The following is a 26,378-nucleotide window of genomic DNA, read 5'->3' as shown; positions in this document are numbered from 1 at the left end:
GCATGCATCACATGGGGCCCTGACGACGCTGACATGTCGTTATGCTCTCAAGGCCTTTGAATCGCGACGCGCTACCTCTTACTCTGAAGCCCATCCACACAGAACGCCAGTGGCAGCCGCATGCCCGGCGTCTGTTTCTCGTCACTCATGTCACTGTTCATCGATCAGAGAGATTTCCCCATGGCAAAGATCTACCAGGACAACTCACAGGCCATCGGCAATACACCGCTGGTCAAGATCAACCGCCTCAGCCGCCACCCGCGCCTGTACGCCAAGGTGGAAGCCCGCAATCCGGCCTTCTCCGTCAAATGCCGGATCGGTGCCAGCATGGTGTGGGATGCGGAAGCGCGCGGCGAGCTCAAGCCGGGCATGGAGATCGTCGAGCCGACCTCCGGCAATACCGGTATCGCGCTGGCCTTCGTCGGTGCGGCGCGTGGCTACCCCGTCACCCTGACCATGCCGTCCTCCATGAGCATGGAGCGCCGCAAGGTGCTGAAGTCACTGGGTGCCAATCTGGTGCTGACCGACCCCGCCAAGGGCATGCAGGGCGCCATCGACAAGGCCTGCGAACTCAAGAAGGCCGAGCCGGAGCGCTACTTCCTGCCGCAGCAGTTCTCCAATCCGGCCAACCCGCGCATCCATGAGGAAACCACCGGCCCTGAGCTCTGGGATGCGCTGGACGGCGACATGGACGTGCTGGTCGCGGGGGTCGGCACCGGCGGTACCATCAGCGGTATCGCACGCTACTTCAAGACGGTGCGTGGCCAGACGCTGGAAGCCGTGGCGGTAGAGCCGGCGGAATCGGCCATCATTGCCCAGCGCCTCAAGGGCGAGCCCATCACCCCGGCACCGCACAAGATCCAGGGGATCGGTGCCAACTTCATCCCCGATAACCTGGATCTGACGCTGATCGACCGCGTCGAGTCGGTGGTCAGCGAAGACGCCATGGCCATGGCACGTCGCATCATGCAGGAAGAAGGCATCATGTGCGGCATCTCCTGTGGTGCGGCGATGACCGCGGCACTGCGCCTGGCCGAAGACCCGGCCTACGCCGACAAGTCCATCGTCGTCATCCTGCCGGACAGTGGCGAACGCTACCTGTCCTCGCCGATGTTCGCCGGCATGTTCGATGATGTCGAAGGCTGAATCTGATGCCTGCCGCTGACCGCAAACGTCAGTGAAGACCGGGAAGCCAGACACACGAAGGGCCGCGATTGCGGCCCTTCGTGTGTCTGGCGATCGAACGACTTTTCTAGCGCTCAGGCATCAGCAACTCAGGTCCGAGGCCAGCCAGTCCGGCTTGCGACGCGCAGTGGCGGTGCGATCGACCGCCCCGCTCTCGGCCTGCCCCTGCTCTTCCTGACTCAGCGGCAACTCACCGCCAAGACTGGCGACCAGCTCACCTTCCCGAAACACGACCAGCTGCCCGGGCAGCAGCCGCTGCCATTGCTCGTTGTCGGTCAGCGGGTCGGTGGCGATCACCGACACCACATCGGCATCGGTGGTGTGTTGCTGGAAGTCGACGCTCATCTCGAAATCGGTGAGGCTCGCCTGCCCGAAGGGCGCTCGGCGCGTGATGTGCGCAAGCTTGGTGGAGCAGTAGGCGTAGAGATGCACGCCATCGGAGAGCAGCAGATTGAAGACCCCCAGCGCACGCAGACGCTCGCACTGGGCATGCAGGTGACGCCACAGGTCCTCACAGCGAGAGGGCGGTTCCGGGAAGGCACGGCGGATCTCGCCGAGCAGGAAACAGGCAGCATGCTCGCTGTCCGTGCTGCCCACGGGGCGATAGTACGGCAAGGGAAGCGTCTGCCAGTCCGCCAGCTGCCCATTGTGGGCATAGCACCACTGGCGCCCCCACAGCTCCCGCGTGAACGGGTGGGTATTGGCCAACGTCACCTGGCCGACATTGGCCTGGCGGATATGACTGATCACCATCTGTGACTTGATGGGATAGTCGAGAATCATCCGCGCGATGGGCGAATCCACTGAAGGGTGCGGGTCACGGAATTCGCGATAGCCACCCTCTTCATAGAAGGCGATACCCCAGCCATCGCGGTGCGGGCCGGTGCCACCCCCGCGTTGCAGAAAGCCCGCGAAGCTGAAGCAGATATCGGTCGGAACATTGGCACTCATGCCAAGCAGCTCACACATGGGGTTCCTCCCGTCGGGTCGGTTTGCGTGTCATGCGGCGCACCAGCAGGATCAGCATCAGCAGGCCGAATGCGCCGGCCACGGCATAGGCGATCATGCGGCTCCGGGCAGAGCCGGCTTCCTGGCGCGCGAAGTCGGAAGCGCCCTCGAACCACTGGCCGATCAATGCCGGTACCTTGTCGATGGGCAGACGGCCCTTCATCAACAGGGCGTTGAGGTCTTCCGGCGCATCTTCCCCGGCCTGATCCAGCCCCTCGATCTCACCGAAGCGCTCCCCTTCGATGGGCGTGCGATCCAGATTGGCCGCCCGACGCGCCGCGTCCGCATTGAGGGTATAGGGCGCGAGGTCCAGCACCGGCGGAGCTCCGTCGAGCGCGAGACGCGCGCTGATCTGCACATCCGCCTGGACGTCCGAGTCCAGGGGCGGCAGGTCGATGCGCCATTGCCGCTCGCCATCCTCCGCCACGCTCAGGGCCTCCCCATGCAGCGTCGCGACCAGACGCGTGTTGGCGGTATTGAGCAGCGGATGACGCGCACTGACTTCCAGCGCGTCAGGCGACTTGCCGGTACGCGGGTCAGCGCCGACGGGCTCGACCAGCAGCGGGTCCACCACGCTGGTACGCTGACTGAGCTGGCGCGCGAAGGAGGCATTGTCGCGATAGCCCATCACGGTCAGGGTCAGGCGGGCGCCACCGAGCTGGTCGGGGGCCGGCATGTCGACATGGAAGTCGGCGCCGTCACGCTCAAGGCCTCGCTGCTGCGCGGTGGTGACATCCTCCGCCGCGCCTTCTCCCTCCTGCACGTCCTGCTCCGGCACCAGACGTGCATTGCCATCCAGCGTCGCCAGGAAGTCCTCATCATTGACGGCGCGCGCGCCATCGACCAGCGATGCGGTCAGCGAGTAGTCGAAACCCCGATAGAGCGTGGCAGGCAGGGGCCGTGATACCAATGCCAGTTCCGAGACGATCGTGATGCGGCTATCGGCCCCCACCTCACCCTCGAGCTGCCACTTGCCGGTCTGGGGATCCGTCACGGTGATCAGGTCATAACGCGGCTGGTGCTCCCAGCGCACCCCTTCCGGCAGTGACGCCTGGTCGGCGAGACGGTAACGCTGGCCCTGCGGCGAAATCAGCACCGGCGAGCGATCATCGGGGCCGTGGAAGACCAGGGCGGTGAATTCCTGCACGCTGTCATCGATCACGAAGCGCTTGTCGTTCAGCGGTACCTGCTCACCGGGCACGATGCGATCCAGCGCCGCGAGGAAGGCACGCAACAGGTCTTCCGGGCTCTCGGCGACCGTCGCCAGGCCGCCGGTACCGTCCGCGATCTGCTGAAGCAGATCCACATCGGCATTGCGCGACAGCGCCACCGTATGCACCGTGATGTCGTGGGCGGCAAGCTGCGGCGTCAGCTCATCCGTGATGCGCTGACGCGAGGCGCTGTCCGCGGCGGCCTTGCGGGTGCTCGGCTCACGCAGGTCGACCATGCCATCGGAGAGCAGGATGATCTGACGCGGTGCATCACCACCCACGCCAGCATCATTCCCCCGAGCAGCGGCGCGCAGGCCCGCCTCCAGATCCGTGTACTGCTCGTAGTCGTCGAGACGGCTCTCGAGTCCGCGGGCAGACCGCTTCCAGCCGGCATCCACCGCTCCCAGCGCCAGCAGTGACTGCACCTGCTCACCGAAGCCCCATACCCCGGCATGCGAGCGCTCCGGCAACAGCGTCACCAGCAGATCCAGCGCACTGGCGCGCAGATTGGCCGGGTCGTTGTGCTTCATGCTGCCCGAGACATCGATGGCCAGGCGCAGATCCGGTGTCTTGCCCGGCGCTGCCGCCTCGCTGGGCGACACTTCGCTGGGCGACACCTCTGCGCCTTCCTGTCTCCCGCTCGCTGAAGCCGCGACCTTGGGGGCAGAGGCTGACTCTTCGGCCCATGCCGCGGTGGCCCCCAGCCCTGAGAAAGCGCTCAGCAGCGAGATGGCCAGACCGGCCAGCCCCCGGCGCCACGCACGGGGATCTGACGGGCGCCGGCGCCACGCACGGGGATCTGACGGGCGCCGGCGGGCGCGCCGAACGACGGGACGAGCGAGAGACGAGGCATTCACATCACGAGCCATTGCAGATCCTTGTTCCACCCATGGGCAAGCCCGGGCAGCGTTGATCAGAGAGAAGGTTCCTGACGATCCCGCGCGGCGCGCGAGCGTGTGGCGCCACCGGCGGACATGTCACGACGCTCGGCACGCAGGCCCTCTCCGTGCAGGTCGTCGTTCTCTTCTTCGTCGGCACTTGACGCGCGACGCTGACGCGAGCGGGCCATTTCACGCCGACGCTGCTCACGGCCACGACCCAGCCACCAGATGCCGAGACCCGCCGCGACGCCCGCTCCGATGCCCAGTACCAGCATGGCAAAGGCCGAGGCCATGCCGCTGCCATCCTTCTGGATCAGGCTCACCGCGAAGGCCACGATGGCTGGCGCCGTACCACCATAGGAATCTTCCGGCACGCTGGCCGTCACGTGAAAACCGGTCGGCACCGCGATCATGCCGGCCACCGCTCCCACCACGATCCAGCGTACGAAGCGCGGCAAGGCGCGAACCGCCAGATACCCGGTCACCAAGACCACTGCCGCCAGGCCAAGATAGATCAGCCACATCTGCGGCAGAGAATCCGAAATCAACATGCCCTTCACTCCTGTCAGAACTTCCTGGCGAGACCTGTGTCAGGTCTTCGATATAAGGCCAGCCATCACATCCTCCCCACTCAGGGGGGCCGCTCACCGCATGACGTCAGACACGGCTCATCGCCAACCAGGGACGCGACATGCCGCTCGCGGCAAGGGCTTGCGAACGCTGTGGGACAGGCTCAATGTTACACTCCAAGCCCGCCCGACACACTCGGGCACACGACATTCAAGAGGTAGCCATGTCCGACAGCCCCGTCCAGCGTCATTATCGTGCCGAAGACCCCCACTGGCACTGGCTTGAAGCGCGCGACACACCAGAGGTAAAGGCCTTTCTCGAGGCCGCCAATGCCGAGAGCGATACCTGGTTCACGCCACTCGAGTCACTGACTGACGCCCTCTACACCGGACATCTGGCCCGTCGCGAACTCGCCGTTTCCAGTCTGCCGGAAGCCCTCGACCATCACGTCTACTGGAGCGAGACCGCCGCTGACGCGGAGTATCCCGTCTGGTGGCGCCATCCGCTGGAGGCGGACCCCACGGATCGCTCGCGCCATGAATGTCTGCTGGACCTGCAGGCCCTGTCGCGCCATCACGATTTCGTCGAACTGGGCGACATGGCCATTTCGCCCGATGAGCAACGACTGGCATGGACTCTGGACACCAGCGGCGACGAGGTGTTCAGCCTGCGGCTTGCAACACTGAGCGCGGTTGACCGCGACGCGCGCACGCCAGTGCGTGGCGAGGTCCGGTCTGGCGAGGCCCAGCCTGGCCGGGCCCGGCCTGCAGGGCAGGACGATGAATGTCTGCTGGAGGATATCGGGCCGGACCTGGTGTGGGCCGAGGACGGTCAGCACCTGCTGTTCACGCGCTATGACAGCACCCAGCGCCCCTTCGAGATCTGGTGTCTGGACATCGAGAGCCGTGCCGAGACGCTGCTCTACCGTGAGGAAGACAGCGAATTCTGGGTCGGCATGGGCAAGACCCGTTCACGGGACTGGCTGGTACTGGAAACCGCGTCCAAGGACACCAGTGAATCCTGGCTGCTGCCGGCCGCGACACCACTGGGCGAGATGACGCTGGTGCGCGCACGCGAGACCGGCGTCGAATATGGCATCGATCACCGCCCCGGCCACTTCTATGTGCTGCACAACAAGGAGGCGCCGCATTTCCAGCTGGATATCGCCGCCGAGCATGCCCCCGGCGACTGGCAGCCGCTGATCACCACTCGCGACGACGTGACGCTGGAAGGCGTGGAGGCGTTTTCCTGGGGCCTGATGGTCGATGAACGCGATCACCGTCAGGCCCAGGCCTGGCTGCGCGTGATCGAATTCGAGGGCACGGCGCCTACGCAAACGATCTGCCGCGACGAACGCCTGGCGATGCCGGAGCAACCGCTGAGCCAGGGGCTGGGCGACTGCCCGCACTTCGACGCTCGCCGCCTGCGCATCCGTGAGGAAAGCTTCACCACGCCGCCGAGCTGGATCGAGCTGGATCTTGACACGGGTGAGCGCACCTTGCTCAAGCGCCAGACCGTGCATGGCGATCTCGCGCCAGAGCAGTTGATCAGCCGTCGTCTGTGGGCCACCTCCGACGATGGCGAGCAGGTGCCCGTCTCGGTGGTGATGCGCCGTGACCTGTGTGATGGCGAGGGTATCCCCCACGCCCCGCTGCCGGTACTGCTCTATGGCTATGGTGCCTACGGCGAGACACTGGACCCGTGGTTCTCCATCGCGCGGCTGGAGCTTCTCAGCCGTGGCGTTGCCTTTGCCGTCGCCCACGTGCGCGGCGGTGGGGATCGTGGCGAGCCCTGGTATCTGGCCGGTAAGCTGGAGCACAAGGAAAACAGCTTCAATGACTTCCTCGCCGCGCGGGATGCGCTGGTCGAGCAAGGCGTCGGGGCCGCGGAGCGCATTGCCGCCTACGGTGCCAGCGCCGGTGGCCTGCTGGTCGGGGCCAGCCTCAACAAGCGCCCCGAGGCCTTCTGCGCCGCGGTGCTCGATGTGCCCTTCGTGGACGTGCTGCGCACCATGGAAAATCCGGAGCTGCCGCTGACCACCGCGGAATACACCGAATGGGGCAACCCGCACGAGAGCGAGGCGCGGCGTCGCATCCGCGCCTATTCCCCGCTGGACAACCTGAGCGCCGCCCCCTACCCGCCGCTGTTCCTGCAGGGCAGCTGGCACGATACCCGCGTGCCCTACTGGGAACCGGCCAAGCTTTATGCCCGCCTGCGCCAGATGGACTGCACGCCGCATCCGGTGCTGCTGCGCACCGACATGAGTTCCGGTCATGGCGGTGCCTCGGGTCGCTTCAAGGCCTGGCGTGACAACGCCCGGCAGGATGCCTTCCTGCTGTGGGCACTGGGCGTGTGTGAGAAAGCAGGCAGCGAAACGACCGCCCGCAGCAACGGCTGACGCTCGCACGGCGCTCTGCGACTCGCCTACGACAAGGCCCCCGCCGGGTAACCGGCGGGGGCCTTGAGGTTTTCGTCAGTTCAAAGGGTCATGACTGACCTGACGAAGGGTGCAACATGACTGACTCAGCGCGGATCGAGTCTGGCCAGCTTGGTCGCGACACGCTCGCCGTAGTCGGCATCCGCCTGGCGGAAGTGCGCGATCATCTTGTCCTGCACGACGTGGCTGACACCCACCATGGTGCCGGCGATGACGTCCGTGATGCGCGACTTCTGACCTTCATCGAACAGGCGGTAGAGATTGCCGGCCTGGCTGTAGTTATCCTCATCGCTGTTGTCGTGATAGCCCATCCAGGCGTTCTGCTCCAGCGGCATCGGCGGCTCGGCGACAGTGGCGTCCGGCACCGGGGCGCCGTGATCGGCACGCTCGTTGGGGTAGAAGTTGGTGCGCGAGTACTGGCCACCTTCCTTCGTCTCTCCCGGCACGCCCTGGCCGACCTGGCCGCCCAGCGGACCGCCACCGTGACCGGTGACCGGGCACATGCCCGCCATCACGCCATCACGCTGGTAGTGGTTGACCGGGCAGACCGGACGGTTGACCGGCAGCTGCTCGGCGTTGGCACCGACGCGATAGCGGTGTGCATCGGCGTAGGCCCACAGACGTGCCTGCAGCACGCGGTCCGGGGAGGCGCCGATACCCGGCACGAAGTTGGACGGTGAGAAGACGGACTGCTCGACCTCCGCGAAGTAGTTCTCCGGGTTGCGATTGAGTTCCATCTTGCCGACTTCCATCAGCGGGAAGTCACCGTGCGGCCACACCTTGGTCAGATCGAAGGGGTTGATGTGGTAGTCGCGCGCCTGCTGCTCAGTCATCACCTGCAGGTTGACGGTCCAGCTCGGACGCTCGCCACGCTCGAGGCGGGTGAACATGTCGTGCTGGTGGAAGTCCGGTGCGACCTGTGCCGCTTCGTCATCGGTCAGTGTCTCGTGGCCCTGGTCGGTCTTGAAGTGCCACTTGACCCAGACACGCTCGCCCTTGTCGTTCCACAGGCTCAGCGTATGCGAGCTGTAGCCGTTCATGGTGGTCAACGACTTCGGGATACCGCGGTCGGACATCAGGATGGTGACCTGATGCAGCGCCTGCGGATGGTTGGCCCAGAACTCCCAGCGGTTCTGCCAGTCGACCATGTTGGTGCGCGGGTCTTTCTTCTGGGTGTGGATGAAGTCAGGGAACTTGGATGGCTCGCGGATGAAGAACACCGGCGTGTTGTTGCCGACCATGTCCCAGTTGCCTTCCTCGGTGTAGAACTTCAGGGAGAAGCCGCGCACGTCACGAGTGTTGTCGCCGCTGTCCTGACCACCGGCCACGGTGGAGAAACGTGCCAGCATCGGGGTCTGCTTGCCGACGCCCTGCAGGAAGCGGGCAATGGTCAGGTCAGACAGGTCACGGGTCAGGGTGAAGGTGCCGTAGGCGGCAACGCCGCGGGCGTGGACGACACGCTCCGGAATGCGCTCACGGTTGAAGTGCGCCAGCTTCTCGAAAAGACGCCAGTTGTCGAAGGTCAGTGAGCCATTCGGGCCCGCTGTCTGGCTGATGTCATCGTGAGGCACCGGGGCGCCGTTACCAGTGGTATAGCGTGGAGTCTGGGACATGTTGACGTTCTCCTGTCAGGTAGAAAAAAGCGCTATCAAACTCGACTGGCAAGGCCAGATGCTGCTGATGTCACATTTTCATGCGCTGCTTGATGTGAAAGCCTGCAGCCCATTGTCGAATCGGGTCGGGGCCGATGCCTGCCCGGCATGTGCTGGCTTGTGGCCCCTTGATGCCTGCTTACCTTACGCACCTGGTGCTTCTAGCGATAATCAATTACCAGCATGCCTTCGATAATCAGCCCCTATCACCGAGCCTATCAGCCACTCTCAGCGGCGTGAACCGCAGGACGGCACTCAACCCAACGGCATCACCAACCTTGTTTACACCTTTCACCGCCACCCCATCTTCACGCCCACAAATGACCGCATCATGACCATGAAAAAGCCCCCTGACCTTCAAAGGTCAGGGGGCTTGGTGGCTCACATCATGCCTTTTGGGGCGTCAGCGCCTCATGCTGGCATCTGATTGGCACGCGCATCACGCGACCACACACGGTGAGCCAACAGGGCATCACGCAGTGGCAGGCTGGCGGCGAGCACATCATCCACCAGGATGACGCCCTCCTCGACCGGCACGCGCGCGGCGGCCAGCAATTCCTTGCCTTCACTGATCGCCACGATGGGCTTGAGGTGCTTGTAAGCCTCCTGCACGTAGTAGAGGCCGAGCCCTGATGCGGCCAGCGCCTTGACGCTACCCTCGCCACCGGCCACGACCACGCCATCCACCGCCACGGACGGCAGACCATTGAGCATCGCGTCCGGCGCCAGCATGCTGCCATCGCTGGCCTTGATCGGTGCCATGCTCGGCGCGATCAGCAGCCCTTCGGCGCCTTCATCGCTGAGCTGCTTCTGGATGGAGCGCACATCTTCCATCGTCACGCCATCGGCCGCCAGAATCGCCACCTTGCGGGTCGCGATGCTGTCGGGCATGCGCGCCATCAGGCTCAGCGCCGGGTCGCTCTCGACCTGACTGGTGCCCAGCTCCCCTTTCGGCGCCGGCTGGGTGGTGGGCGCCTCGATACCGTGGTTCTCACCGACACGACGCGCCAGCTCCAGATCGATGTTGGGCAGGATCTCGGTGATCACCCGCTCACGGATCCACGGGCGTTCGACCTTGGAGAGCTCGAAGGTGTAGGCCGCGATGATGTGCTCCTTCTCCACCTCGGTCTGGCTGTTCCAGAACAGGGTGGCCTGGGAGTAGTGATCCCCGAAGGAGGCACTGCGCGCACGCACCTTGTGCGCCTCGATGCGCTCATGATGTGGCTCGTAGCCGCCATGTTCATCCGCAGGTGGCGTCTCGGAGGGCCAGCCACCATCGATGGAGTTCGGCTCGTAGGACGCCTGCCCGGTGTTGATGGTCTGACGATGCTGGGCATCGCGCTGGTTGTTGTGGAACGGACACACCGGCTGATTGATGGGGATCTCGTGGAAGTTGGGTCCACCAAGACGCAGCATCTGGGTATCCAGATAGGAGAACAGACGCCCCTGCAGCAGCGGGTCATTGGAGAAGTCGATACCCGGCACGATGTTGGCCGGATTGAAGGCCACCTGCTCGGTCTCGGCGAAGTAGTTGTCCGGATTGCGATCCAGCACCATCTTGCCGATCGGCACCACCGGCACCAGCGATTCGGGGATCAGCTTGGTCGGGTCGAGGATGTCGAAATCGAAGCTGTGTTCATCCTTCTCTTCCACCACCTGGATGCCCAGTTCCCACTCCAGCGGCGCACCGTTCTTGATGTCATCCCACATCATGCGGCGATTGAAGTCCGGGTCACGTCCCCACAGCTTCTGGGCTTCATCCCAGATCAGCGAGCAGGTACCCGCCACCGGCTTCCAGTGGAACTTGACGAAGCGCGACACGCCTTCACGGTCGATCAGACGGAAGGTATGCACGCCGAAGCCTTCCATGTTGCGGTAATGGCGCGGGAAGGCACGATCCGACATGGTCCACAGCACGGTGTGGGTGGTTTCCGGCATCAGCGACACGAAATCCCAGAAGGTGTCGTGGGCCGACTGCCCCTGGGGAATCTCGTTGTGCGGCTCCGGTTTCACCGCGTGCACGAAGTCCGGAAACTTCATGGCATCCTGGATGAAGAACACCGGGATGTCGTTGCCGACCAGATCCCAGTTGCCTTCATCGGTATAGAACTTGGTCGCGAAGCCGCGCACGTCACGGACGGTGTCATTGGAGCCGCGCGAGCCCTGTACGGTGGAAAAACGCACGAACACCGGTGTCTTCTTCGACGGATCACGGAACACGCCGGCCTTGGAGTACCTGGCGGCATTGTCGTACGCCTGAAAATACCCGTGCGCGGCTGCGCCACGCGCGTGGACGATACGCTCCGGAATACGCTCGTTGTCGAAGTGGTTCATCTTCTCGCGGAAGATGAAATCTTCCATCAGGGTCGGACCGCGTTCCCCCGCCTTCAGCGAGTTGTGGTTGTCCGCGATGCGCAATCCCTGATTGGTACGCAGGTCATGCCCCTCGGCATCCGCGCGATAGGTCTCCAGCGCCTCGTCCTTGGCCTTGCCATCCCCGGCATTGGGCTGGGTGTCATGTGGCCCGTTGCGATTGGGATGGGTATAGGGGTTCTCCGCGTCTGCCGAGCGGTTCTGGCCCTCGTGGTACGGGCACTTGGCGCTGTCGGCATTTGACTGGGGTGAGGATGCTGAATCGTGCTCATTGCTCGCCATGCTCAAACGCTCCTGTTTTCGCTAGATCTGCAACGCGCCATCCGGGATGGCGTCGAAGTTGATTCGGCCTTGCGATGTCCTGTCAGGCTGCCTTGCCACGGTCACGAGGACCGTCTGGATGTCAGGGGCAACCGATGACAGGCGACTTCCATGCGGCGGGTGTCTCGAATGAATCCCTTAGGACACCCACGTGGGACTTGATGCACCTGCGACCTGAACTGCTGTGGAACGCCTGACGATGTTCGCCGGCGCCGCGTCGTCAGGCCTTGGACTTGACCTTCGAGACGATCCACAGCAATACCACCGCCCCCACGATCGAGACGACCAGCGAGCCGATGATGCCGGTGGAGGCCAGCCCCAGCAGCTTGAAGATGACGCTGCCCAGCAGGCCACCGACCACACCGACGACGATGTTGCCGAGAATGCCGAAGCTGCCGCCACGCATGATGTTGCCTGCGATCCAGCCAGCCAGACCACCGATGATCAATCCAAGAATGATACCCATCTGCTGTCTCCTTTCTTGCGGATGAAGTGGCGCTGTACGCCCGATGAACATGTCTTGGAGACGATCTCGCGAAATTAAAAGGGTCAGATTTCCCGATTGTCAGAACGAGGAGCCGGGCTGGCGAAGAAATGCCTCCTCCTGTGGCGTGGAAACACGGCCGAGAATCGCGTTGCGGTGCGGGTAACGGCCGAATCTACGCACGATGTCCGCATGCCGTCGCTCGAAGCGCAGCGTGTCCTCGAGCCCGGGGCGTGCAAACAGCGCTTCAGCGTGTTCATGGACACGCAACGACTCGCTGTGCATCCACGGCATGATGACGAAGGGTTGCCAGGCCAGCGGGAGGCGTTCGAGATCCCCCAGCGCCACGGCCTGCTGGGAGAGCGCGAGTGCCAGGCTGTCGCCACTGAAGGCACGCGGGGTATCGCGATGGATATTGCGCGCGAACTGGTCCAGCACCAGGATTTCCGCCAGCCGACCACCGGGAGTGGTGCGCCACTCCCACAGTTCACAGGCCTGCGCCTGCTCGAGCAGCTCCGCGAACCGTTCGCGCAGCTGAGCATCGAGGGCCTCGCTCTTGCGAAACCAGTCCTTGGGCGTCAGTCGAGTGAACCAATGTGCGAGCACCGGCCGTGCCTGATGATGGCTATCCGCGATCAGCCTGTCGGCATCCGATGGCGCGGGGGTAGACGATGGAGGTGTCGGGTTGGAGGGGCGTGAGGGACTCATGAAAGGTGTCCTGATCCGGGAGTGGCATGAAGTGACAGCAAGTCGCAAAAAGAAGAGGTAAACAGAGAAAGAGAGCGAGAAAGAGAGCGAGAAAGAGAGAGAGCGGCCACAAGGCAAAGAGAATCCGCAACACCGCAAGGAGGCTCTGACGGCCGGACGTCGCGCTGCCGGTTCACGGGACTGCATGGCGATCATGGTTCTGACACCTGATCGTCATCTTGAGCATGGAAAGTAGCCTCTCCCGTGAGCCCTGTCAGCCACCACGGCACCTTTGCCGCCGCTGCCATCCTGATGCCAGACCGTAACAAGGAAGCCCTTCATGTCCCGCCGTCTGTCTGATCTGCTACCTTCCCGCTCCTCGCGCACGACACCTGCCTCGCCCACCTCGCAGGACGACGCGAACGCGAGCCCCGGTGACTCGCATGCCGCACGCGCCGGCGCACCTTCGCGAATGGACCGCCGACGCCTGCTGAGCCGTGGCCTTCAGGGTGCCGGCGTGGGCCTGCTGGCAAGCTCAGGCCTGCTGGGCGCCCCGGCCATCGTGATGGCCGAGGGCCGTCGCCCGGGCATGCCCTCTGGCGTGATGAGCGGCGACGTGACCGCCAGCCGCGCCATGCTGTGGAGTCAGACCGACAAGCCGGCCCGCATGCTGATCGAGCTGGCCGACAACATCGAGATGCGTGGCGCCTTCCAGATGCGCGGCCCCGTGGCCTTGCCGGCCGACGGCCTGATCAGCAAGCTGGATCTGACCCGCATCAACACCCGCGCCAATGCCAGCGGTGAAGTCTTCTACCGGGTACGCTATGCGGCACTGGATGACCACCGCGCCATCAGTGAAGCGACCACCGGGCGTCTGGTATTGCCGCCCGGCGTTCAGACACCGCGCGCGCTGCGTTTCGTGTGGTCCGGTGACACCGTCGGCCAGGGCTGGGGGATCAACCCGGATTTCGGTGGCCTGCGCCTCTACGAGACGATGCGTCAGGTCAAGCCGGACTTCTTCCTGCATTCCGGCGACACCATCTACGCCGATGGCCCGCTCGAGGAGAGCGTCACTCAGCACGACGGCAGCCTGTGGCGCAACATCGTCACACCGGCCAAGTCCAAGGTCGCCGAGACCCTGGACGAGTATCGTGGTCAGTACGCCTACAACCTGATGGATGACAACCTGCGTCGCTTCAATGCCGAGGTGCCGATGTTCGCCCAGTGGGATGACCACGAGACCACCAACAACTGGTATCCGGGCGAGATTCTCGAGGATGATCGCTACACCGAGAAGAATCTCGACGTGCTGTCCGCCAATGCGCGTCGTGCCTTCCTCGAGAACATGCCGCTGCGGACCGGTCCAGCCGCGCCGGAACGCATCCACCGCAACTTCAGCTTCGGCCCGGGGCTCGAGATGTTCATGCTCGACATGCGCAGCTTCCGCGGCCCCAATTCCGCCAATCGCCAGTCCGGGCGTGGCCCCGAGACCGACTTCCTGGGGCGCGATCAGCTGGCATGGCTCAAGCAGTCGCTCAAGGCCAGCACCGCCACCTGGAAGATCATCGCCTCCGACATGCCCATCGGCCTGCTGGTGCGTGACGGCGACAATTTCGAGAACGGTGCCAATGGCGATGGTGAGGCGCTGGGACGCGAACAGGAAGTCGCGGAGCTGCTGAAGTTCGTGCGCGATCACGACATCCAGAACCTGGTGTGGCTGACGGCGGATGTCCATTACACCGCCGCGCACCACTACTCGCCCGAGCGCGCCGTCTTCAAGGAGTTCACGCCGTTCTGGGAATTCGTCAGCGGGCCGATCCATGCCGGCACCTACGGCCCTGGCGAGCTGGACAATACCTTCGGGCCAAGGCTGGAATTCGTGAAGGCACCGCCAGAAGGCCGTGCCAACATGTCGCCCAGCGAAGGGTTCCAGTTCTTCGGTCAGGTGGATCTCGATCCCGAGAGCGAAGCACTGACCGTCACGCTCAAGGATATCCACGGCGCCTCGCTCTATCAGAAGGTGCTGACGCCTGAGTCGCGAATGGGCTGATCTTGCCGCGACACACGCGGTTCACGCCCTACCCCGAATGCCCCGTGCACGACAGGATCCCGAGGGCGGATTCTCGAGTGCACGGGGCATTCGTCTGTCTGGGCCGCCTGTCGGGTGCCGCCTTCCCCAGAGCCACTCGAGAAGACCGCTGCGCCGGAAGAGGACATCCGGCCACGCTGCTATGTCTGCACGCTTCAGACAATTGGGGAAAAATGTCAGACAAATTGTCAATGGAGAGGTGAGCGCATTTCTCTGACACTGATCGGCACGCTGGTTGTCGATCACTGACCGCCTGCCTCGAGGTACCGCGCGCCAACGGTGAGGCAGGCCAATCGGGTGATGGCAACTGAGCAGGCAGGCCTCCGAGCCCTGTTGTTCAACAAGGATAACGCCATGAATGCCCTCACCCTGAGCTCCTTCGTGTTCTTCACGGGGCTGGTCGCCGTGATCACCTGGTGGCTGACCCGTCGTGACGACCATCGCCATTCCACCGGCTACTTTCTTGCCGGCCGCAGTCTGACCTTCCCGATCATCGCAGGCTCCCTGCTGATGACCAATCTCTCCACCGAGCAGATGGTGGGCCTGAACGGGGCCGCCTTCACCGATGGCCTCTCCGTGATGGCCTGGGAGGTGGTGGCCGTGGTCTCGCTGGTCGCGATGGCCATGTTCTTTCTGCCACGCTTCCTCAAGAGCGGCATCACTACCCTGCCGGAGCTGCTGGCACTGCGTTTCGATCGCACCACCCAGCTGCTGGCCAACCTGATCTTCATGCTGGCCTACGCCATCATCCTGCTGCCCAGCATCCTCTATTCCGGCGCCCTCGGCCTGATGGGCGTGCTGGATTTGCATGCCCTGACCGGCATCGATTCCCAGATGGTGCTGTTGACCGGTACCGTGATCGCCGTCGGCATCGCAGGGGCCATCTATGCCCTCTTCGGCGGTCTGCGCTCCATCGCCATCTCCGACACCCTGAACGGTATCGGGCTGCTGATCGGCGGCATGATCATCGTCTACTACGGGCTGGATCGGATCAGTGATGGCAACGGCATTCTCGCCGGGTGGGAGACACTCAAGGAGACCCACCCGGAGAAGCTCAATTCGCTGGGCGGTGATGACCAGTCGGTGCCGGTCTCGACCCTGTTCACCGGGGTGCTGCTGCTCAACATGTTCTACTGGTGTACCAACCAGCAGATCATCCAGCGTACCTTCGCCGCCAAGACATTGGCCGAAGGCCAGAAGGGGGTGCTGCTGACCGGCGCGCTCAAGCTGCTGGGCCCGCTGTACCTGGTACTGCCGGGCATCATCGCCTTCCAGCTCTACGCCGGTGATGGCATCAAGGCTGACGCCGCCTACGGTCGCCTGGTCTTCGACGTATTGCCTGCCCCGCTGACCGGCTTCTTCGCCGCGGCGATGGTCGGCGCGATCCTGTCGTCCTTCAACTCGGCGCTCAACTCCACCGCCACGCTGTTCAGTCTCGATGTCTACAAGGCACGCCTCAAGCCGGATGCCAGCGATGAAGAGGTGGTCAAGGCGTCCAAATGGGCGGGCTGGATCATGGCGGCCGCCGCGATGACCATCGCGCCGCTGCTGGCGACTCAGGAAAGCCTGTTCGTCTATATCCAGAAGGTGAACTCCATCTACTACATCCCGCTGCTGGCGGTGATCGTGGTCGGACTTCTCTCCAGGCGCGTGCCAGCCATCGCCGCCAATCTGGCGCTGGTGCTGGGCTGTGCGGTCATCGGCCTGTTCTACTTCGTGCCGGTGCTTTCCGAGCTGGTCGACAAGGTGCACAACTTCCACTTCATCGCCATCGTGCTGGTGCTGTTGATCGCCCTGATGCTGGTGATCGGCAAGCTGGCACCGCGTGCCGAACCCTGGATCCAGCAGGATGTCGGTGCCATCGACATGACGCCCTGGGCTGGCACGCGCATCGCCAGCATCATTCTTCTCATACTGGTGATGATCATCTATCTGGCCTTCGCCGGCTGAGCACTGCATGACCTGACGGTGTCCCCCTGGCCGCCTGCGCCCCGTTCTCCTCGCCGAGACGGGGCGCTTGCGTTGCGCGGCGCGGCGGGTCTCGCGTCACGGGTCTTACAAGGCGGGGCTCACAAGGCGGCCTTACAAGGCGGGCCTGACACACGTTTCCCCTGCCCGCCATCACGCCGACAGGGGCGAGCCAAGCCCCGAAACCAACGTATGTTCTACAAATGGCGGATAGCAGGAACTCGGGAGATACCTACACTGTCGCCAGACTTGCCGCGAATGTTACCGGTGAGTCTCGTCACGGACGATGACACAGCTCGCTGTGTGCATTGCATCGATACTGCTGGACTGATCGCCGAATCGCCGCGCGGACCGAGTGCCCGTGAGCCAGACGTCGCGCCAGCCAGCATCAAGGAACCCTCCTCCCATGCACGCCCTTACCCTTGTTTCTTTCGTGTTCTTTACCGGCCTGGTCGCCGCCTTGACCTGGTGGTGGACACATCGCGATGACACCTCGCATTCCACCGGCTATTTTCTCGCCGGACGCAGTCTGACCTTCCCGCTGATCGCGGGCTCGCTGCTGATGACCAACCTGTCCACCGAACAGATGGTCGGTCTGAATGGCGCCGCCTTCACCGATGGTCTGTCGGTGATGGCCTGGGAGGTCATGGCGGTGCTGGCGATGGTGGTGATGGCGCTGTTCTTCCTGCCACGCTTCCTCAAGAGCGGCATCACCACCCTGCCGGAACTGCTGGCGCTGCGTTACGGGCGCAGCACCGAGCTGATCACCAACCTCATCTTCCTGTTCGCCTATGCGGTGATCCTGCTGCCGATCATCCTCTACTCCGGTGCCATCGGCCTGCAGGGCATGCTGGATCTGCCCTCTCTTACCGGCATCAGCTCACCCAATGCACTGCTGTGGATGACCATCTGGGTGGTCGGCATCATCGGCGCCATCTATGCGCTGTTCGGTGGCATGCGCTCCATCGCCATCTCCGACACCCTGAACGGCGTGGGACTGTTGATCGGCGGCATGCTGATCGTCTGGTTCGGTCTCGATGCCGTGAGCGACGGCCAGGGCGTGATGGCTGGCTGGGACACGCTGACCGCCGCCAATCCCGAGAAATTCAATTCCATGGGCAGTGAAGACCAGTCGGTGCCCTTCTCGACCCTGTTCACCGGCGTGATGATCATCAACTTCTTCTACTGGTGTACCAATCAGCAGATCATCCAGCGCACCTTCGCCGCCAAGACCCTCGCCGAGGGCCAGAAAGGCGTGCTGCTGACCGGCGCGCTCAAGCTGCTGGGCCCGCTGTATCTGGTGATTCCCGGCATCATCGCCTATCACCTCTACGCTTCTTCCGGCGTCAAGGCCGACAGCGCCTACGGCCAGCTGGTGTTCGACGTGCTCCCCGCACCGCTGACCGGCTTCTTCGCCGCCGCGATGGTCGGGGCGATCCTGTCGTCCTTCAACTCGGCGCTGAACGCCACCACCACGCTGTTCTCCACCGGCATCTACAAGGCGCACCTGCGCCGTGATGCCAGCGACGAGGAAGTGGTCAAGGTCTCCAAGGGCTTCGGCTGGGTGCTGGCGATCGCTTCCATGACCCTCGCGCCGCTGCTGGCCGGTCAGGAAAGCCTGTTCGGTTACCTGCAGAAGATGAATGCCATCTACTTCATCCCGATCTTCGCCGTGGTACTGATGGGCCTGCTGACGCGTCGCGTGCCGACCATCGCCGCCAACCTGGCGCTGTTGATCGGCTGCAGCGTGATCGGCGTGGTCTACTTCGTGCCGGCCTTCTCCGGCGTGCTGGACGTGATCCACGAGTTCCACTTCGTCGGCCTGGTGTTCGTGCTGCTGATCGCGATGATGCTGATCATCGGCAAGCTGGCACCGCGCAACGAGCCATGGATCCAGCAGGATGTCGGCGCCATCGACATGACCCCCTGGAAAGGTGCCAAGGTCTGTGCGCTGCTGCTGGTCGTGCTGGTGATCGCCATCTATCTGGCCTTCATCTGACCCGCGCCGTTTGCTGACTCGCCCCGCGAGCAGCACATCCGCCATGACACGAATGCCCCGCCCTGTCTCCCCGGACAGCCGGGGCATTCGTGCATTTGTGCATTTGCTGCACCGCTTTCAGGCATGCTGGACGAGTCGCTCATCACCGAGGTCTCCCATGTCCCGCTGTCGCCTGCGTAGCCGTCGTCCGCGCCTCAAGGTGCTGTCACTGTCGATCTCCCTGCTCGCCTCACTGATGTCGGTGCCTGTCAGCCAGGCCGCCGAGCGCTGGCAGCGCGCCGATGTGCTGACGGACAGTTTCATGGAAGTGGCGCTCAAGCGTGAATACCAGCCCGGCAGCAGCGCCTCGCTCACCCGCTGGCAGGTGCCGATCACGGTCTGGCTCGATTCGCAGCTGGGTGACGCCCGCCTGCAACGCCAATTGAGCCAGGTCCAGTTTCGTCATCTCTCCGCCATCACCGGCCAGCCGCTGAGTTTCGTGTCCTCCGCCAGAGAGGCCAACCTGCGCATCGCCTTCATCACTCGGGGCCACATGACTCGCGAGGCCGCCGCCTACGTCGGCAAGCAGCAGGCCGCCACCCCGGGCATGCGCAAGGCACTGCGGGAAGGCGTGTGCCTGACACTGTTCAAGACCGGGGCCGACCAGGCCATCGCCAGTGGGCTGATCCTGATTCCGGTCGACTACGCCCGCCAGAAGGCACGCCTGGTGGACTGCGTCGTCGAGGAAAGCGCCCAGCTGATGGGATTGCCCAATGATTCGGACGCGGTGTTTCCCTCCATCTTCAGCGACGTCACGGTGGATCATTGGCTGAGTCCGCTGGATTACGTGCTGCTCAAGATGCTCTATGCCCCTGAGCTCTCCCCCGGCATGTCAGCCGATGAGGTCCGCGCCGCGCTGCCTGCGGTCATCCAGCGACTTGCCGAGCAGGGCGAGCTGTCACACGCTGTCCGTCGGGTGCGCAAGGGTAGCCTGCGGGAATGGGCGGGAGAGTAGGCATGCAAGTCATCACGCGCCCCGCCCCGGACTCCTCGACGCCTGACGGAGAATTGGAACGCCTGAGCGGAGCACAGGCATAATCAGGACAGGCGCACCAGGCGCCGCAATCCGTCGGAGCTGCGTCATCATGTCATCCTCATCCTCCACTGCCGGTCGGGCCCGCCTGCCGCTGGCCGTCACGCTGTTGTCGCTGTGCCAGGCCTTGCTGGTCAGCGGCAACATCCTGTTGATCGCGGTCTCGCCGCTGATCGGTGCCCAGCTTGCCTCGAGCAGCTGGTCGACCGCGCCGGTCGCGACCCAATGGCTGGGCCTGATGTGCGCCACCATCCCTGCCTCGCTGATCACCGCACGCCTCGGACGACGCCGCGGCTTCGTGCTCGGCAATCTGTGCGGGCTGGCAGGCGCGGGGCTGGCCGTGCTGGCGCTGCACCTGCAGCATTTCGGGCTGTTCCTGTTCTCCACCTGGCTGGTGGGCATCGGGATCGGCTTCGGCCAGCTGTATCGCTTCGCCGCCATGGAAGCCGCGCCCCCGGAGCAGCGGGAGCGCGCCATCGGGCTGGTGATGGGTGGTGGCGTGCTGGCAGCCTTCTTCGGCCCCTGGCTTGCCCGCACCAGTCATGCACTGGCCGACACGCCCTTCCTGGGCAGCTTTCTCGGGCTGGGGGCGCTGTATCTGGTGGCGTTGCTGCTGTTGGCCTTCATTCGGCTGCCCAGCGAAGGCAGCGCCCAGTCGGACGGCGATGATGAACCCGAACCCGCGCGCCCGTTGGGCGTGATCCTGCGCCAACCGACCTTCCTGCTGGCCGTGCTCAGCGCGATGGTCGGCTATGGGGTGATGAACCTGGCGATGACGGCCACGCCACTGGCCATGGCGCATGCCGGACACGGCTTCGATCACGTCGCCACCACCATCCAGTGGCATGTGGTCGCGATGTTCCTGCCCTCCTTCTTCACCGGACGCCTGACCGCACGTTTCGGCACCGGCACCATGATCATCACCGGCTGCGCCTTCCTGCTGGCGAGCCTTGGCACCGCGCAGCTGCTGGCCGCCGGCTATCTGACCGGCACCCAGGGCTTCTTCCTCGGCCTCATCCTGCTCGGCATCGGCTGGAACTTCACCTTCCTGCCCGCCACCACGCTGCTGACCCGCTGTCATCGCCCCAACGAGAAGGCCCGCACCCAGGCCGCCAACGAGTTCCTCGTCTTCACCACAGGCGCGGTGACGGCACTGCTGGCCGGACCACTGGTCAGCACGCTGGGCTGGGCGCTACTCAACCTGCTGCTGATCCCCGCCTGCCTGCTGCCCATCGCCCTTCTGGCGTGGCGTCAGCTTGCCTTGCGCGCCGATCGCCCGCAGATAGAGGGATGATGGCGAGCCGTGCGGCGCACACTGACAAGTCCCGGCCATCACCCAGCTCATCATCAGCTGCCAGGACGCCATCACGTCGCGCCGCCGCCTCGCCCCCACTGACAGGGAATGCCTGATGTTCAACACCATGACCCGCAACGCCCGCCAGCTTGCCCGCGAGGTGGGCCGCGAAGCCCATGACCTGCTGGAGCGCGGCCTCGATCGTCAGCTGCGTCTTGCCGTCACCGGTCTGTCCGGTGCCGGCAAGACGGCCTTTCTCGTCTCGCTGATCGAGCAGCTGCGCCACGCAGGACTCGGCGCGCGTCTGGAGCTGTTGCCTGCCGCCCGCGATGGCCGTCTGCTCGGGGCAGAGCGTGTCAGTCAGCCGGATCTTTCCATCCCGCGCTTTCCGCTGGAAGCCGGCTTGCGCTCGCTTTCCGGCCAGCATTCGCCCCATGGCCCCGAATGGCCGACGCCGACCCGCAGCATCAGCGAGCTGCGTCTCAAGATCGGCTTTCGCCCCACCTCACGCGCCGCGCGCATGCTCGACAGCCAGCGCGCCACCCTGACACTGGACCTGATCGATTATCCCGGCGAATGGCTGCTGGACCTGCCGATGCTGGAGCAGGACTTCACCGCCTGGAGCAGCGAATGCGAGACGCAGCTGGCCGATGGGCGCGGCGACTGGGCGCATGACTGGATGGGCGCCATCGCGGGCCTGACGCCGGACAGCGAAGTGGATGAAGACCGCCTCGCCGAGATCGCGAGCCTGTATACCGACTATCTGCACGCCGCACGCCGCAAGGGGGGCTTCGTCGACCTGACACCGGGCCGTTTCCTGCTGCCGGGCGAGCTGGATGAGGCACCGGTGCTGCAATTCTTCCCGCTGCCGGGGCTTGGCGACTGGACAGCCGATGCGCTGGCAGCCTTGCCGGAAACCAGCCTGTACCGCATCCTGGCGCGGCGCTTCGATCACTATCGCCGCCGCGTGGTACGTCCCTTCTATCACGACCACTTCCGGCGCTTTGACCGCCAGATCGTGCTGATCGACGTGCTGGGTGCGCTGAATGCCGGCCCGGCACCCTTCCGCGACCTGAGCCGCGCGCTGGACAAGCTGTTCGACAGCTTCGCCTATGGCCGCCGTCACCTGCTGGCGCGCCTGATGGACCGTCGCATCGACCGCCTGGCCATCGCCGCCACCAAGGCCGACCACGTCACCCCCGAGCAGCATGGCGCGATGCGCGACCTGCTAGAGCAGCTGCTGGCGGGCCCGCTCAAACGCCTGCGCTATCGCGACGTGCCGCTCAAGGCCTTCACCATCGCCGCCATCCGCGCCAGCGAGGCGCGTGAAGTGGTCGAGAATGGTCAGCGTCATCCGGCGCTGGCGGGACACCTGCTCGGTGAGCACGAAGGGTCGAGCGACTCAGGCACGCAGGGCGCTGGCCGCGAGTCCGTGCTGCTGTTCCCGGGCGAGGTGCCCTCACGGCTGCCCGACCCGAATTTCTGGGCCGAGAGCCGCTTCGACTTCCCCCACTTCGCGCCGCCGCAGGTCGACGGCAAGGCACCACCTCACATTCGCATGGACGCGGTGCTCGACTGGCTGCTGGGAGACCACCTGAAATGACCACCGAATCCCGCCACCCGCGCCCGGGCAAACGCTTCACGAGTCCCGGTTCTGCCGACTCGGCGCAGGCCGATGCCGCCTCGACGGCTTACGCCGAGCGCCCCACCGAGAGCGCGGCAGAGGCCCTGCGCGGCGCGCGCCACTTCTCGCCGGAGATGGAAAGCCAGCCACTGGCCGCGGCCGAACCGGAGCCCGCCACGCCGGGACTCGATGCAACGCTGAGCGCCAGGCCACGCCATCGTGGCCTCAAATGGCTGCTGCTCGGCACCCTGACACTCGGTGGTGTCGAGGCCGGCCATGCGCTGTATCAGGCGGCCATGGGCGGTGACCTGATCGCCGGGGCCTGGGGCCTGCTGGGGCTTGGTGCCATCGGGCTCGGCGCCCGCGCACTGGGCAAGGAGCTCTTCCGACTGCGTCATCTGCGCAAGCACGTCGCGCTGCGTGCCGAGCTGGAAGAACATCAGCAGGATGATTTTGGCCAGGAGAGCTTTGGTCAAGGAGGCTTTGGCCAGAAAAGCTTTGGCCAGCGCGGTGATGCGCCGTCCACGCCTGACGAGGGCTCGAACAAGGCAGGCGGCAAGGCCGACAGCCAGCAGGAAGACCTGCTTGAGCAGCTGCGCCGTCAGATGAAGCTGGGCGAGGATGATGCCGGCGTGCGCGCCTGGCGCGCTGCCTGCGAAGCGCATCACTCCCCGTCGGAGCGCCGCGAGCTGTTCGCCTTCCATGTGCTGGGGCCGCGGGACCGTGAGGCGCGGCGTCTGATCTCGCGCATGAGCGGCGAGACGGCGGTGATGGTGGCGGTCTCGCCATTGACCTGGGTCGACATGAGCCTGGTGGCCTGGCGCGGACTGCGCATGATGGAGCGCCTGTCGCGCCTCTACGGACTGGAGCTGGGCTACGCCAGCCGTCTGCGCCTGTTCAAGGAGGTGCTGGCGTCGATGGCCTTCGCCGGCGCCAGTGAACTGGCCGCCGAGGCCAGCATGGATCTGCTGTCGATGAATCTGGCCGGCCGCCTCTCCACCAAGGCCGGACAGGGGCTGGGCAGTGGCCTGATGAACGCACGCCTGGGCCTGCGTGCCATGCGCCTGCTGCGCCCCATCCCCTTCCATGCCGAGGAGGTACCGCGCATCGGCGAGCTGCGCGCGGAGCTGTTCTCGCGCATGCGCAAGGCCGACAAGGGCGAGGACGACGCCAACGCCTGAGCGCATCGCAGGCTGATCCTTGTCACTCTCTTGAAAGCAGAACGCGCGCCCCGAGTCATCGGGGCGCGCGTTTTCGTGAGTCATCTCACCGCCAACAGCCTCAGCCTTCGCTGGCGATCCCCGCTTCCAGCCATTTCATCACGCGCAGTGCCTCGTCGGCGGGCGTCGGGTTGGCACTGCCGGAACGGATGCAGTCGCGCAGCCGCGCATACCAGGCCGGGTAGTCGCCATCGCGGCCCTGGTGGATACCGGCGACCAGCACCTGCTCCCCATCGCCGGCCTCCCTTGCCGTCTCCAGCACCGTGAGCATGCCCGGGCGCGGGTCGCGCCCCCATTGCTGCGCGAGCCGCTCGGCCTCGTCACGGGCCGGGAAGCTGCCGGCCTTGAGACATGCCTCCTGAGGATCGAGACCGAACGTCACGTAACTGCCGCGCGTGCCGTGGACGGCGAAACGTGCCGTCGGTGCGGCCGCCAAGGCACTGGCGTGCAGCTCGACCACCAGCGAGGGATAGATGGCATGTGAGGCATAGCTCAATACGGCATGGAAGAAATCATCGGTGACGGCTCCCTCGCGCTGGGTGCGACGTGTCAGCTGGATGTTGGCAGGCTCGCCGAACAGGCACAGCGCCTGATCCAGAAGGTGTGGCCCGAGGTCGTACCACAGGCCGCTGCCGGGCAGGGCCTGCTCACGCCAGCGGTCCGGCACGCTGGGGCGGAAGCGGTCGAAATGGGACTCCATGTGGGCGATGCGCCCCAGGGTACCGCCCTCGATCAGCTCGACCAGCGTCAGAAAATCGGCATCGAAGCGACGATTGTGGAACACCGCCAGCACCCGCTCTGCCTGCTCCGCCTCTCGGGCCAGCGCCTCACCCTCGGCCAGCGTGACGGTGAAGGGCTTGTCGACTACCACATGCTTGCCGGCCGCCAGCGCCGCACTCGCCAGGGGGTAGTGGGTCTCGTTGGGCGTGGCGATGATGACGAGATCGATGTCCTGACGCGCCAGCAGTGCCTCGGGAGTGGCTTCCACCTCGAGCTCGGGACGTTCGGCCTTGACCACCTCGGGACGCGAGGTCGAGAGCGCGACCAGCGCCAGGCCTTGCGTCGCCTCGATCAGTGGCGCATGGAAGGTACGTACCGCCATGCCATAACCGATCAGGCCGACGCGAATGGCGTTGCCTTGTGTCTGGGAGGGCGCGGCATCGGAATTCATCGTGGCGCTCATCGGACGTCCTTGTCTTTCATGCTGTCGTGGAGACCGAGAGCCGTGGGCTCTCGGGTGTTGTAGCGCCATCCTAGCAGGCTGCACGTCACGGCATAGCCCCGGCATGCGCCTTTAATACCGCAGTATTTATAAGCTAAGACTCATGTAGGTGTGTCGGCGCTCACATCAGTCATGCGCGGCTTGCGAGTGCCGGCCTCGCATGCGTGTGATCGGCTTTGTCCACTCCCCCCATCACATCTCTCATGACCTGACCTTCTGTCAGGCTCCCGACGGCAGGACCACTTGAAGTTCACTCCGGCCGACCGCAGGAAAGACGGTATCCCGCCGAGTCATCGCTTGAGGATCGCTCTCTCGAGATGATGGCTCGGCCTGCTGCATTCGTTCCCCCGAACAAGGAGTCGCCAACATGCGCAAGACGCTCATCATCGGTGCCAATGGCAAGATCGGTCGTCAACTCTGCGAGAAGGCCCAGGCCGCCGGCGAACCCATCGTCGCCATGATCCGCTCGACGGACCAGCAGGGCTGGTTCCATGAACGCGGCATTCCGACCGTCATGGGAGACCTGGAAGGCGAGATGCGCCAGGCGTTCTATGGCTGTGACCAGGCAGTGTTCGTCGCGGGGTCCGGCCCGCATACCGGCCCTGACAAGACATTGACCATCGACCTGCACGGTGCCATGCGCACTGCGGAACTGGCCGCGGAATTCGGCCTCTCGCGGGTGATCCAGGTCAGCTCGATCCGCTCCGAGACCCCGCTGGCAGGCCCGGCGGCCATGCGTCCCTACTTCGCGGCCAAGAAGGCGGCGGATCTCTGCCTGGCCGAGAGCGGACTGCGCCACGTCATCGTCAAACCGGGCCGCCTCACCGAGGAAGCCGGCAACGGCAAGCTGACCCAGGACGCGGAGAAGTCCGACGAGATGCAGGTCTCACGCGCCAACGTGGCGGAATTCCTGCTGGGCGTGATGCAGGCGCGCGAGATCGGAGGTCGCCATCGCAAGGCACCGGTCTTCACGCTGTTCGATGGTGATCAATCGGTCTCCAGCCTGCTGCAGGACGCTGCTGCCACGGTCTGAAGCCGCATCTGGCGCAAGCGACGCACCGCCACCGGCGGCGTCATCGCC

The 26,378-nt window shown here is 64.8% G+C and carries 18 protein-coding genes; 10 read left to right on the top strand and 8 right to left on the bottom strand.

Annotated features, from left to right (window positions below; all coding sequences use genetic code 11):
• The first annotated feature begins 180 nt into the window (after positions 1 to 180).
• Positions 181 to 1,146: a cysteine synthase A gene (gene cysK, locus PJK54_RS05715; RefSeq protein ID WP_077379423.1), complete on the top strand. Its 966-nt coding sequence runs from the start codon at positions 181 to 183 to the stop codon at positions 1,144 to 1,146.
• A gap of 120 nt (positions 1,147 to 1,266) precedes the next feature.
• Here the strand turns inward: cysK and PJK54_RS05710 are convergent, their stop codons facing one another.
• The 3 genes from PJK54_RS05710 to PJK54_RS05700 form a co-directional block, all read right to left on the bottom strand.
• Positions 1,267 to 2,154, bottom strand: coding sequence for a class II glutamine amidotransferase (locus tag PJK54_RS05710; protein WP_077379264.1), 888 nt, complete (start codon positions 2,152 to 2,154; stop codon positions 1,267 to 1,269).
• Positions 2,147 to 4,021, bottom strand: coding sequence for a VWA domain-containing protein (locus tag PJK54_RS05705; protein ID WP_271302428.1), 1,875 nt, complete (start codon positions 4,019 to 4,021; stop codon positions 2,147 to 2,149). Before PJK54_RS05705 ends, PJK54_RS05710 begins: the two co-directional genes overlap by 8 nt.
• Before the next feature lie 296 nt (positions 4,022 to 4,317).
• A complete protein-coding gene (locus PJK54_RS05700) occupies positions 4,318 to 4,836 on the bottom strand; it encodes a hypothetical protein (protein WP_271302427.1) in 519 nt (172 codons plus the stop codon).
• Positions 4,837 to 5,078: 242 nt separating this feature from the next.
• Here PJK54_RS05700 and PJK54_RS05695 point away from each other — a divergent pair, with 242 nt between their 5' ends.
• Positions 5,079 to 7,253 carry a S9 family peptidase gene (locus PJK54_RS05695; RefSeq protein WP_271302426.1) on the top strand — a complete coding sequence of 725 codons (2,175 nt, stop codon included), beginning with the start codon at positions 5,079 to 5,081 and terminating at the stop codon, positions 7,251 to 7,253.
• 125 nt (positions 7,254 to 7,378) lie between these two features.
• On the opposite strand, the gene PJK54_RS05690 is transcribed toward PJK54_RS05695, so the two are convergent.
• The 4 genes from PJK54_RS05690 to PJK54_RS05675 all read right to left on the bottom strand — a co-directional run bounded on the left by PJK54_RS05690 (position 7,379) and on the right by PJK54_RS05675 (position 12,830).
• Positions 7,379 to 8,905 carry a catalase gene (locus PJK54_RS05690; RefSeq protein ID WP_084209298.1) on the bottom strand — a complete coding sequence of 509 codons (1,527 nt, stop codon included), beginning with the start codon at positions 8,903 to 8,905 and terminating at the stop codon, positions 7,379 to 7,381.
• Between the two features lie 450 nt (positions 8,906 to 9,355).
• Complete coding sequence (katE, locus tag PJK54_RS05685; RefSeq protein ID WP_084209299.1) at positions 9,356 to 11,599, bottom strand: catalase HPII; 2,244 nt, start codon at positions 11,597 to 11,599, stop codon at positions 9,356 to 9,358.
• Between the two features lie 259 nt (positions 11,600 to 11,858).
• Positions 11,859 to 12,104: a GlsB/YeaQ/YmgE family stress response membrane protein gene (locus PJK54_RS05680; RefSeq protein WP_084209300.1), complete on the bottom strand. Its 246-nt coding sequence runs from the start codon at positions 12,102 to 12,104 to the stop codon at positions 11,859 to 11,861.
• A gap of 99 nt (positions 12,105 to 12,203) precedes the next feature.
• Entirely contained in the window at positions 12,204 to 12,830 is a 627-nt protein-coding gene (locus tag PJK54_RS05675) for a DUF924 family protein (protein WP_271302425.1), read from the bottom strand.
• A 319-nt stretch (positions 12,831 to 13,149) separates the two neighbouring features.
• Between PJK54_RS05675 and PJK54_RS05670 the strand changes: the two genes are divergently transcribed.
• From PJK54_RS05670 to PJK54_RS05640, 7 genes are all read left to right on the top strand, one after another.
• Positions 13,150 to 14,859: an alkaline phosphatase D family protein gene (locus PJK54_RS05670; RefSeq protein ID WP_271302424.1), complete on the top strand. Its 1,710-nt coding sequence runs from the start codon at positions 13,150 to 13,152 to the stop codon at positions 14,857 to 14,859.
• 393 nt (positions 14,860 to 15,252) lie between these two features.
• Positions 15,253 to 16,848, top strand: coding sequence for a solute:sodium symporter family transporter (locus tag PJK54_RS05665; protein WP_077379247.1), 1,596 nt, complete (start codon positions 15,253 to 15,255; stop codon positions 16,846 to 16,848).
• Between the two features lie 424 nt (positions 16,849 to 17,272).
• Positions 17,273 to 18,865, top strand: coding sequence for a solute:sodium symporter family transporter (locus PJK54_RS05660; protein ID WP_077379245.1), 1,593 nt, complete (start codon positions 17,273 to 17,275; stop codon positions 18,863 to 18,865).
• A 157-nt stretch (positions 18,866 to 19,022) separates the two neighbouring features.
• Positions 19,023 to 19,859, top strand: coding sequence for a DUF2927 domain-containing protein (locus PJK54_RS05655; RefSeq protein ID WP_170877481.1), 837 nt, complete (start codon positions 19,023 to 19,025; stop codon positions 19,857 to 19,859).
• Between the two features lie 166 nt (positions 19,860 to 20,025).
• On the top strand, positions 20,026 to 21,231 hold the full coding sequence (locus PJK54_RS05650) for an MFS transporter (protein ID WP_077379419.1): 1,206 nt from the start codon (positions 20,026 to 20,028) through the stop codon (positions 21,229 to 21,231).
• Between the two features lie 115 nt (positions 21,232 to 21,346).
• The gene (locus tag PJK54_RS05645; protein ID WP_258038355.1) at positions 21,347 to 22,834 is read left to right on the top strand and encodes a YcjX family protein; all 1,488 of its coding nucleotides are present in this window, start codon (positions 21,347 to 21,349) and stop codon (positions 22,832 to 22,834) included.
• Positions 22,831 to 24,036, top strand: coding sequence for a TIGR01620 family protein (locus PJK54_RS05640; protein ID WP_103751478.1), 1,206 nt, complete (start codon positions 22,831 to 22,833; stop codon positions 24,034 to 24,036). The genes PJK54_RS05645 and PJK54_RS05640 overlap by 4 nt, the downstream gene beginning before the upstream one ends.
• A gap of 100 nt (positions 24,037 to 24,136) precedes the next feature.
• Here PJK54_RS05640 and PJK54_RS05635 read toward each other — a convergent pair whose 3' ends face one another.
• On the bottom strand, positions 24,137 to 25,258 hold the full coding sequence (locus tag PJK54_RS05635) for an oxidoreductase (RefSeq protein WP_271302423.1): 1,122 nt from the start codon (positions 25,256 to 25,258) through the stop codon (positions 24,137 to 24,139).
• A 406-nt stretch (positions 25,259 to 25,664) separates the two neighbouring features.
• On the opposite strand from PJK54_RS05635, the gene PJK54_RS05630 reads away from it, so the two are divergent.
• Positions 25,665 to 26,330, top strand: coding sequence for an NAD(P)H-binding protein (locus tag PJK54_RS05630; RefSeq protein ID WP_077379241.1), 666 nt, complete (start codon positions 25,665 to 25,667; stop codon positions 26,328 to 26,330).
• Positions 26,331 to 26,378: the final 48 nt, after the last annotated feature.

The sequence above is a fragment of the Cobetia sp. MMG027 genome (genome assembly GCF_027947415.1).
Taxonomy (GTDB): Bacteria; Pseudomonadota; Gammaproteobacteria; order Pseudomonadales; family Halomonadaceae; genus Cobetia; species Cobetia marina.
Note: the sequence above shows the minus strand (reverse complement) of the source record. Positions and strands in the feature narration are given on the sequence as shown.

Bases quoted from the DNA above. Each gene is read 5' to 3' on its own strand.
- cysK (WP_077379423.1), top strand. From the start codon at position 181: ATGGCAAAGATCTACCAGGACAACTCACAGGCCATCGGCAATACACCG.
- PJK54_RS05710 (WP_077379264.1), bottom strand. From the start codon at position 2,154: ATGTGTGAGCTGCTTGGCATGAGTGCCAATGTTCCGACCGATATCTGC.
- PJK54_RS05700 (WP_271302427.1), bottom strand. From the start codon at position 4,836: ATGTTGATTTCGGATTCTCTGCCGCAGATGTGGCTGATCTATCTTGGC.
- PJK54_RS05695 (WP_271302426.1), top strand. From the start codon at position 5,079: ATGTCCGACAGCCCCGTCCAGCGTCATTATCGTGCCGAAGACCCCCAC.
- PJK54_RS05690 (WP_084209298.1), bottom strand. From the start codon at position 8,905: ATGTCCCAGACTCCACGCTATACCACTGGTAACGGCGCCCCGGTGCCT.
- katE (WP_084209299.1), bottom strand. From the start codon at position 11,599: ATGGCGAGCAATGAGCACGATTCAGCATCCTCACCCCAGTCAAATGCC.
- PJK54_RS05680 (WP_084209300.1), bottom strand. From the start codon at position 12,104: ATGGGTATCATTCTTGGATTGATCATCGGTGGTCTGGCTGGCTGGATC.
- PJK54_RS05675 (WP_271302425.1), bottom strand. From the start codon at position 12,830: ATGAGTCCCTCACGCCCCTCCAACCCGACACCTCCATCGTCTACCCCC.
- PJK54_RS05670 (WP_271302424.1), top strand. From the start codon at position 13,150: ATGTCCCGCCGTCTGTCTGATCTGCTACCTTCCCGCTCCTCGCGCACG.
- PJK54_RS05665 (WP_077379247.1), top strand. From the start codon at position 15,253: ATGAATGCCCTCACCCTGAGCTCCTTCGTGTTCTTCACGGGGCTGGTC.
- PJK54_RS05660 (WP_077379245.1), top strand. From the start codon at position 17,273: ATGCACGCCCTTACCCTTGTTTCTTTCGTGTTCTTTACCGGCCTGGTC.
- PJK54_RS05655 (WP_170877481.1), top strand. From the start codon at position 19,023: ATGTCCCGCTGTCGCCTGCGTAGCCGTCGTCCGCGCCTCAAGGTGCTG.
- PJK54_RS05645 (WP_258038355.1), top strand. From the start codon at position 21,347: ATGTTCAACACCATGACCCGCAACGCCCGCCAGCTTGCCCGCGAGGTG.
- PJK54_RS05640 (WP_103751478.1), top strand. From the start codon at position 22,831: ATGACCACCGAATCCCGCCACCCGCGCCCGGGCAAACGCTTCACGAGT.
- PJK54_RS05635 (WP_271302423.1), bottom strand. From the start codon at position 25,258: ATGAGCGCCACGATGAATTCCGATGCCGCGCCCTCCCAGACACAAGGC.
- PJK54_RS05630 (WP_077379241.1), top strand. From the start codon at position 25,665: ATGCGCAAGACGCTCATCATCGGTGCCAATGGCAAGATCGGTCGTCAA.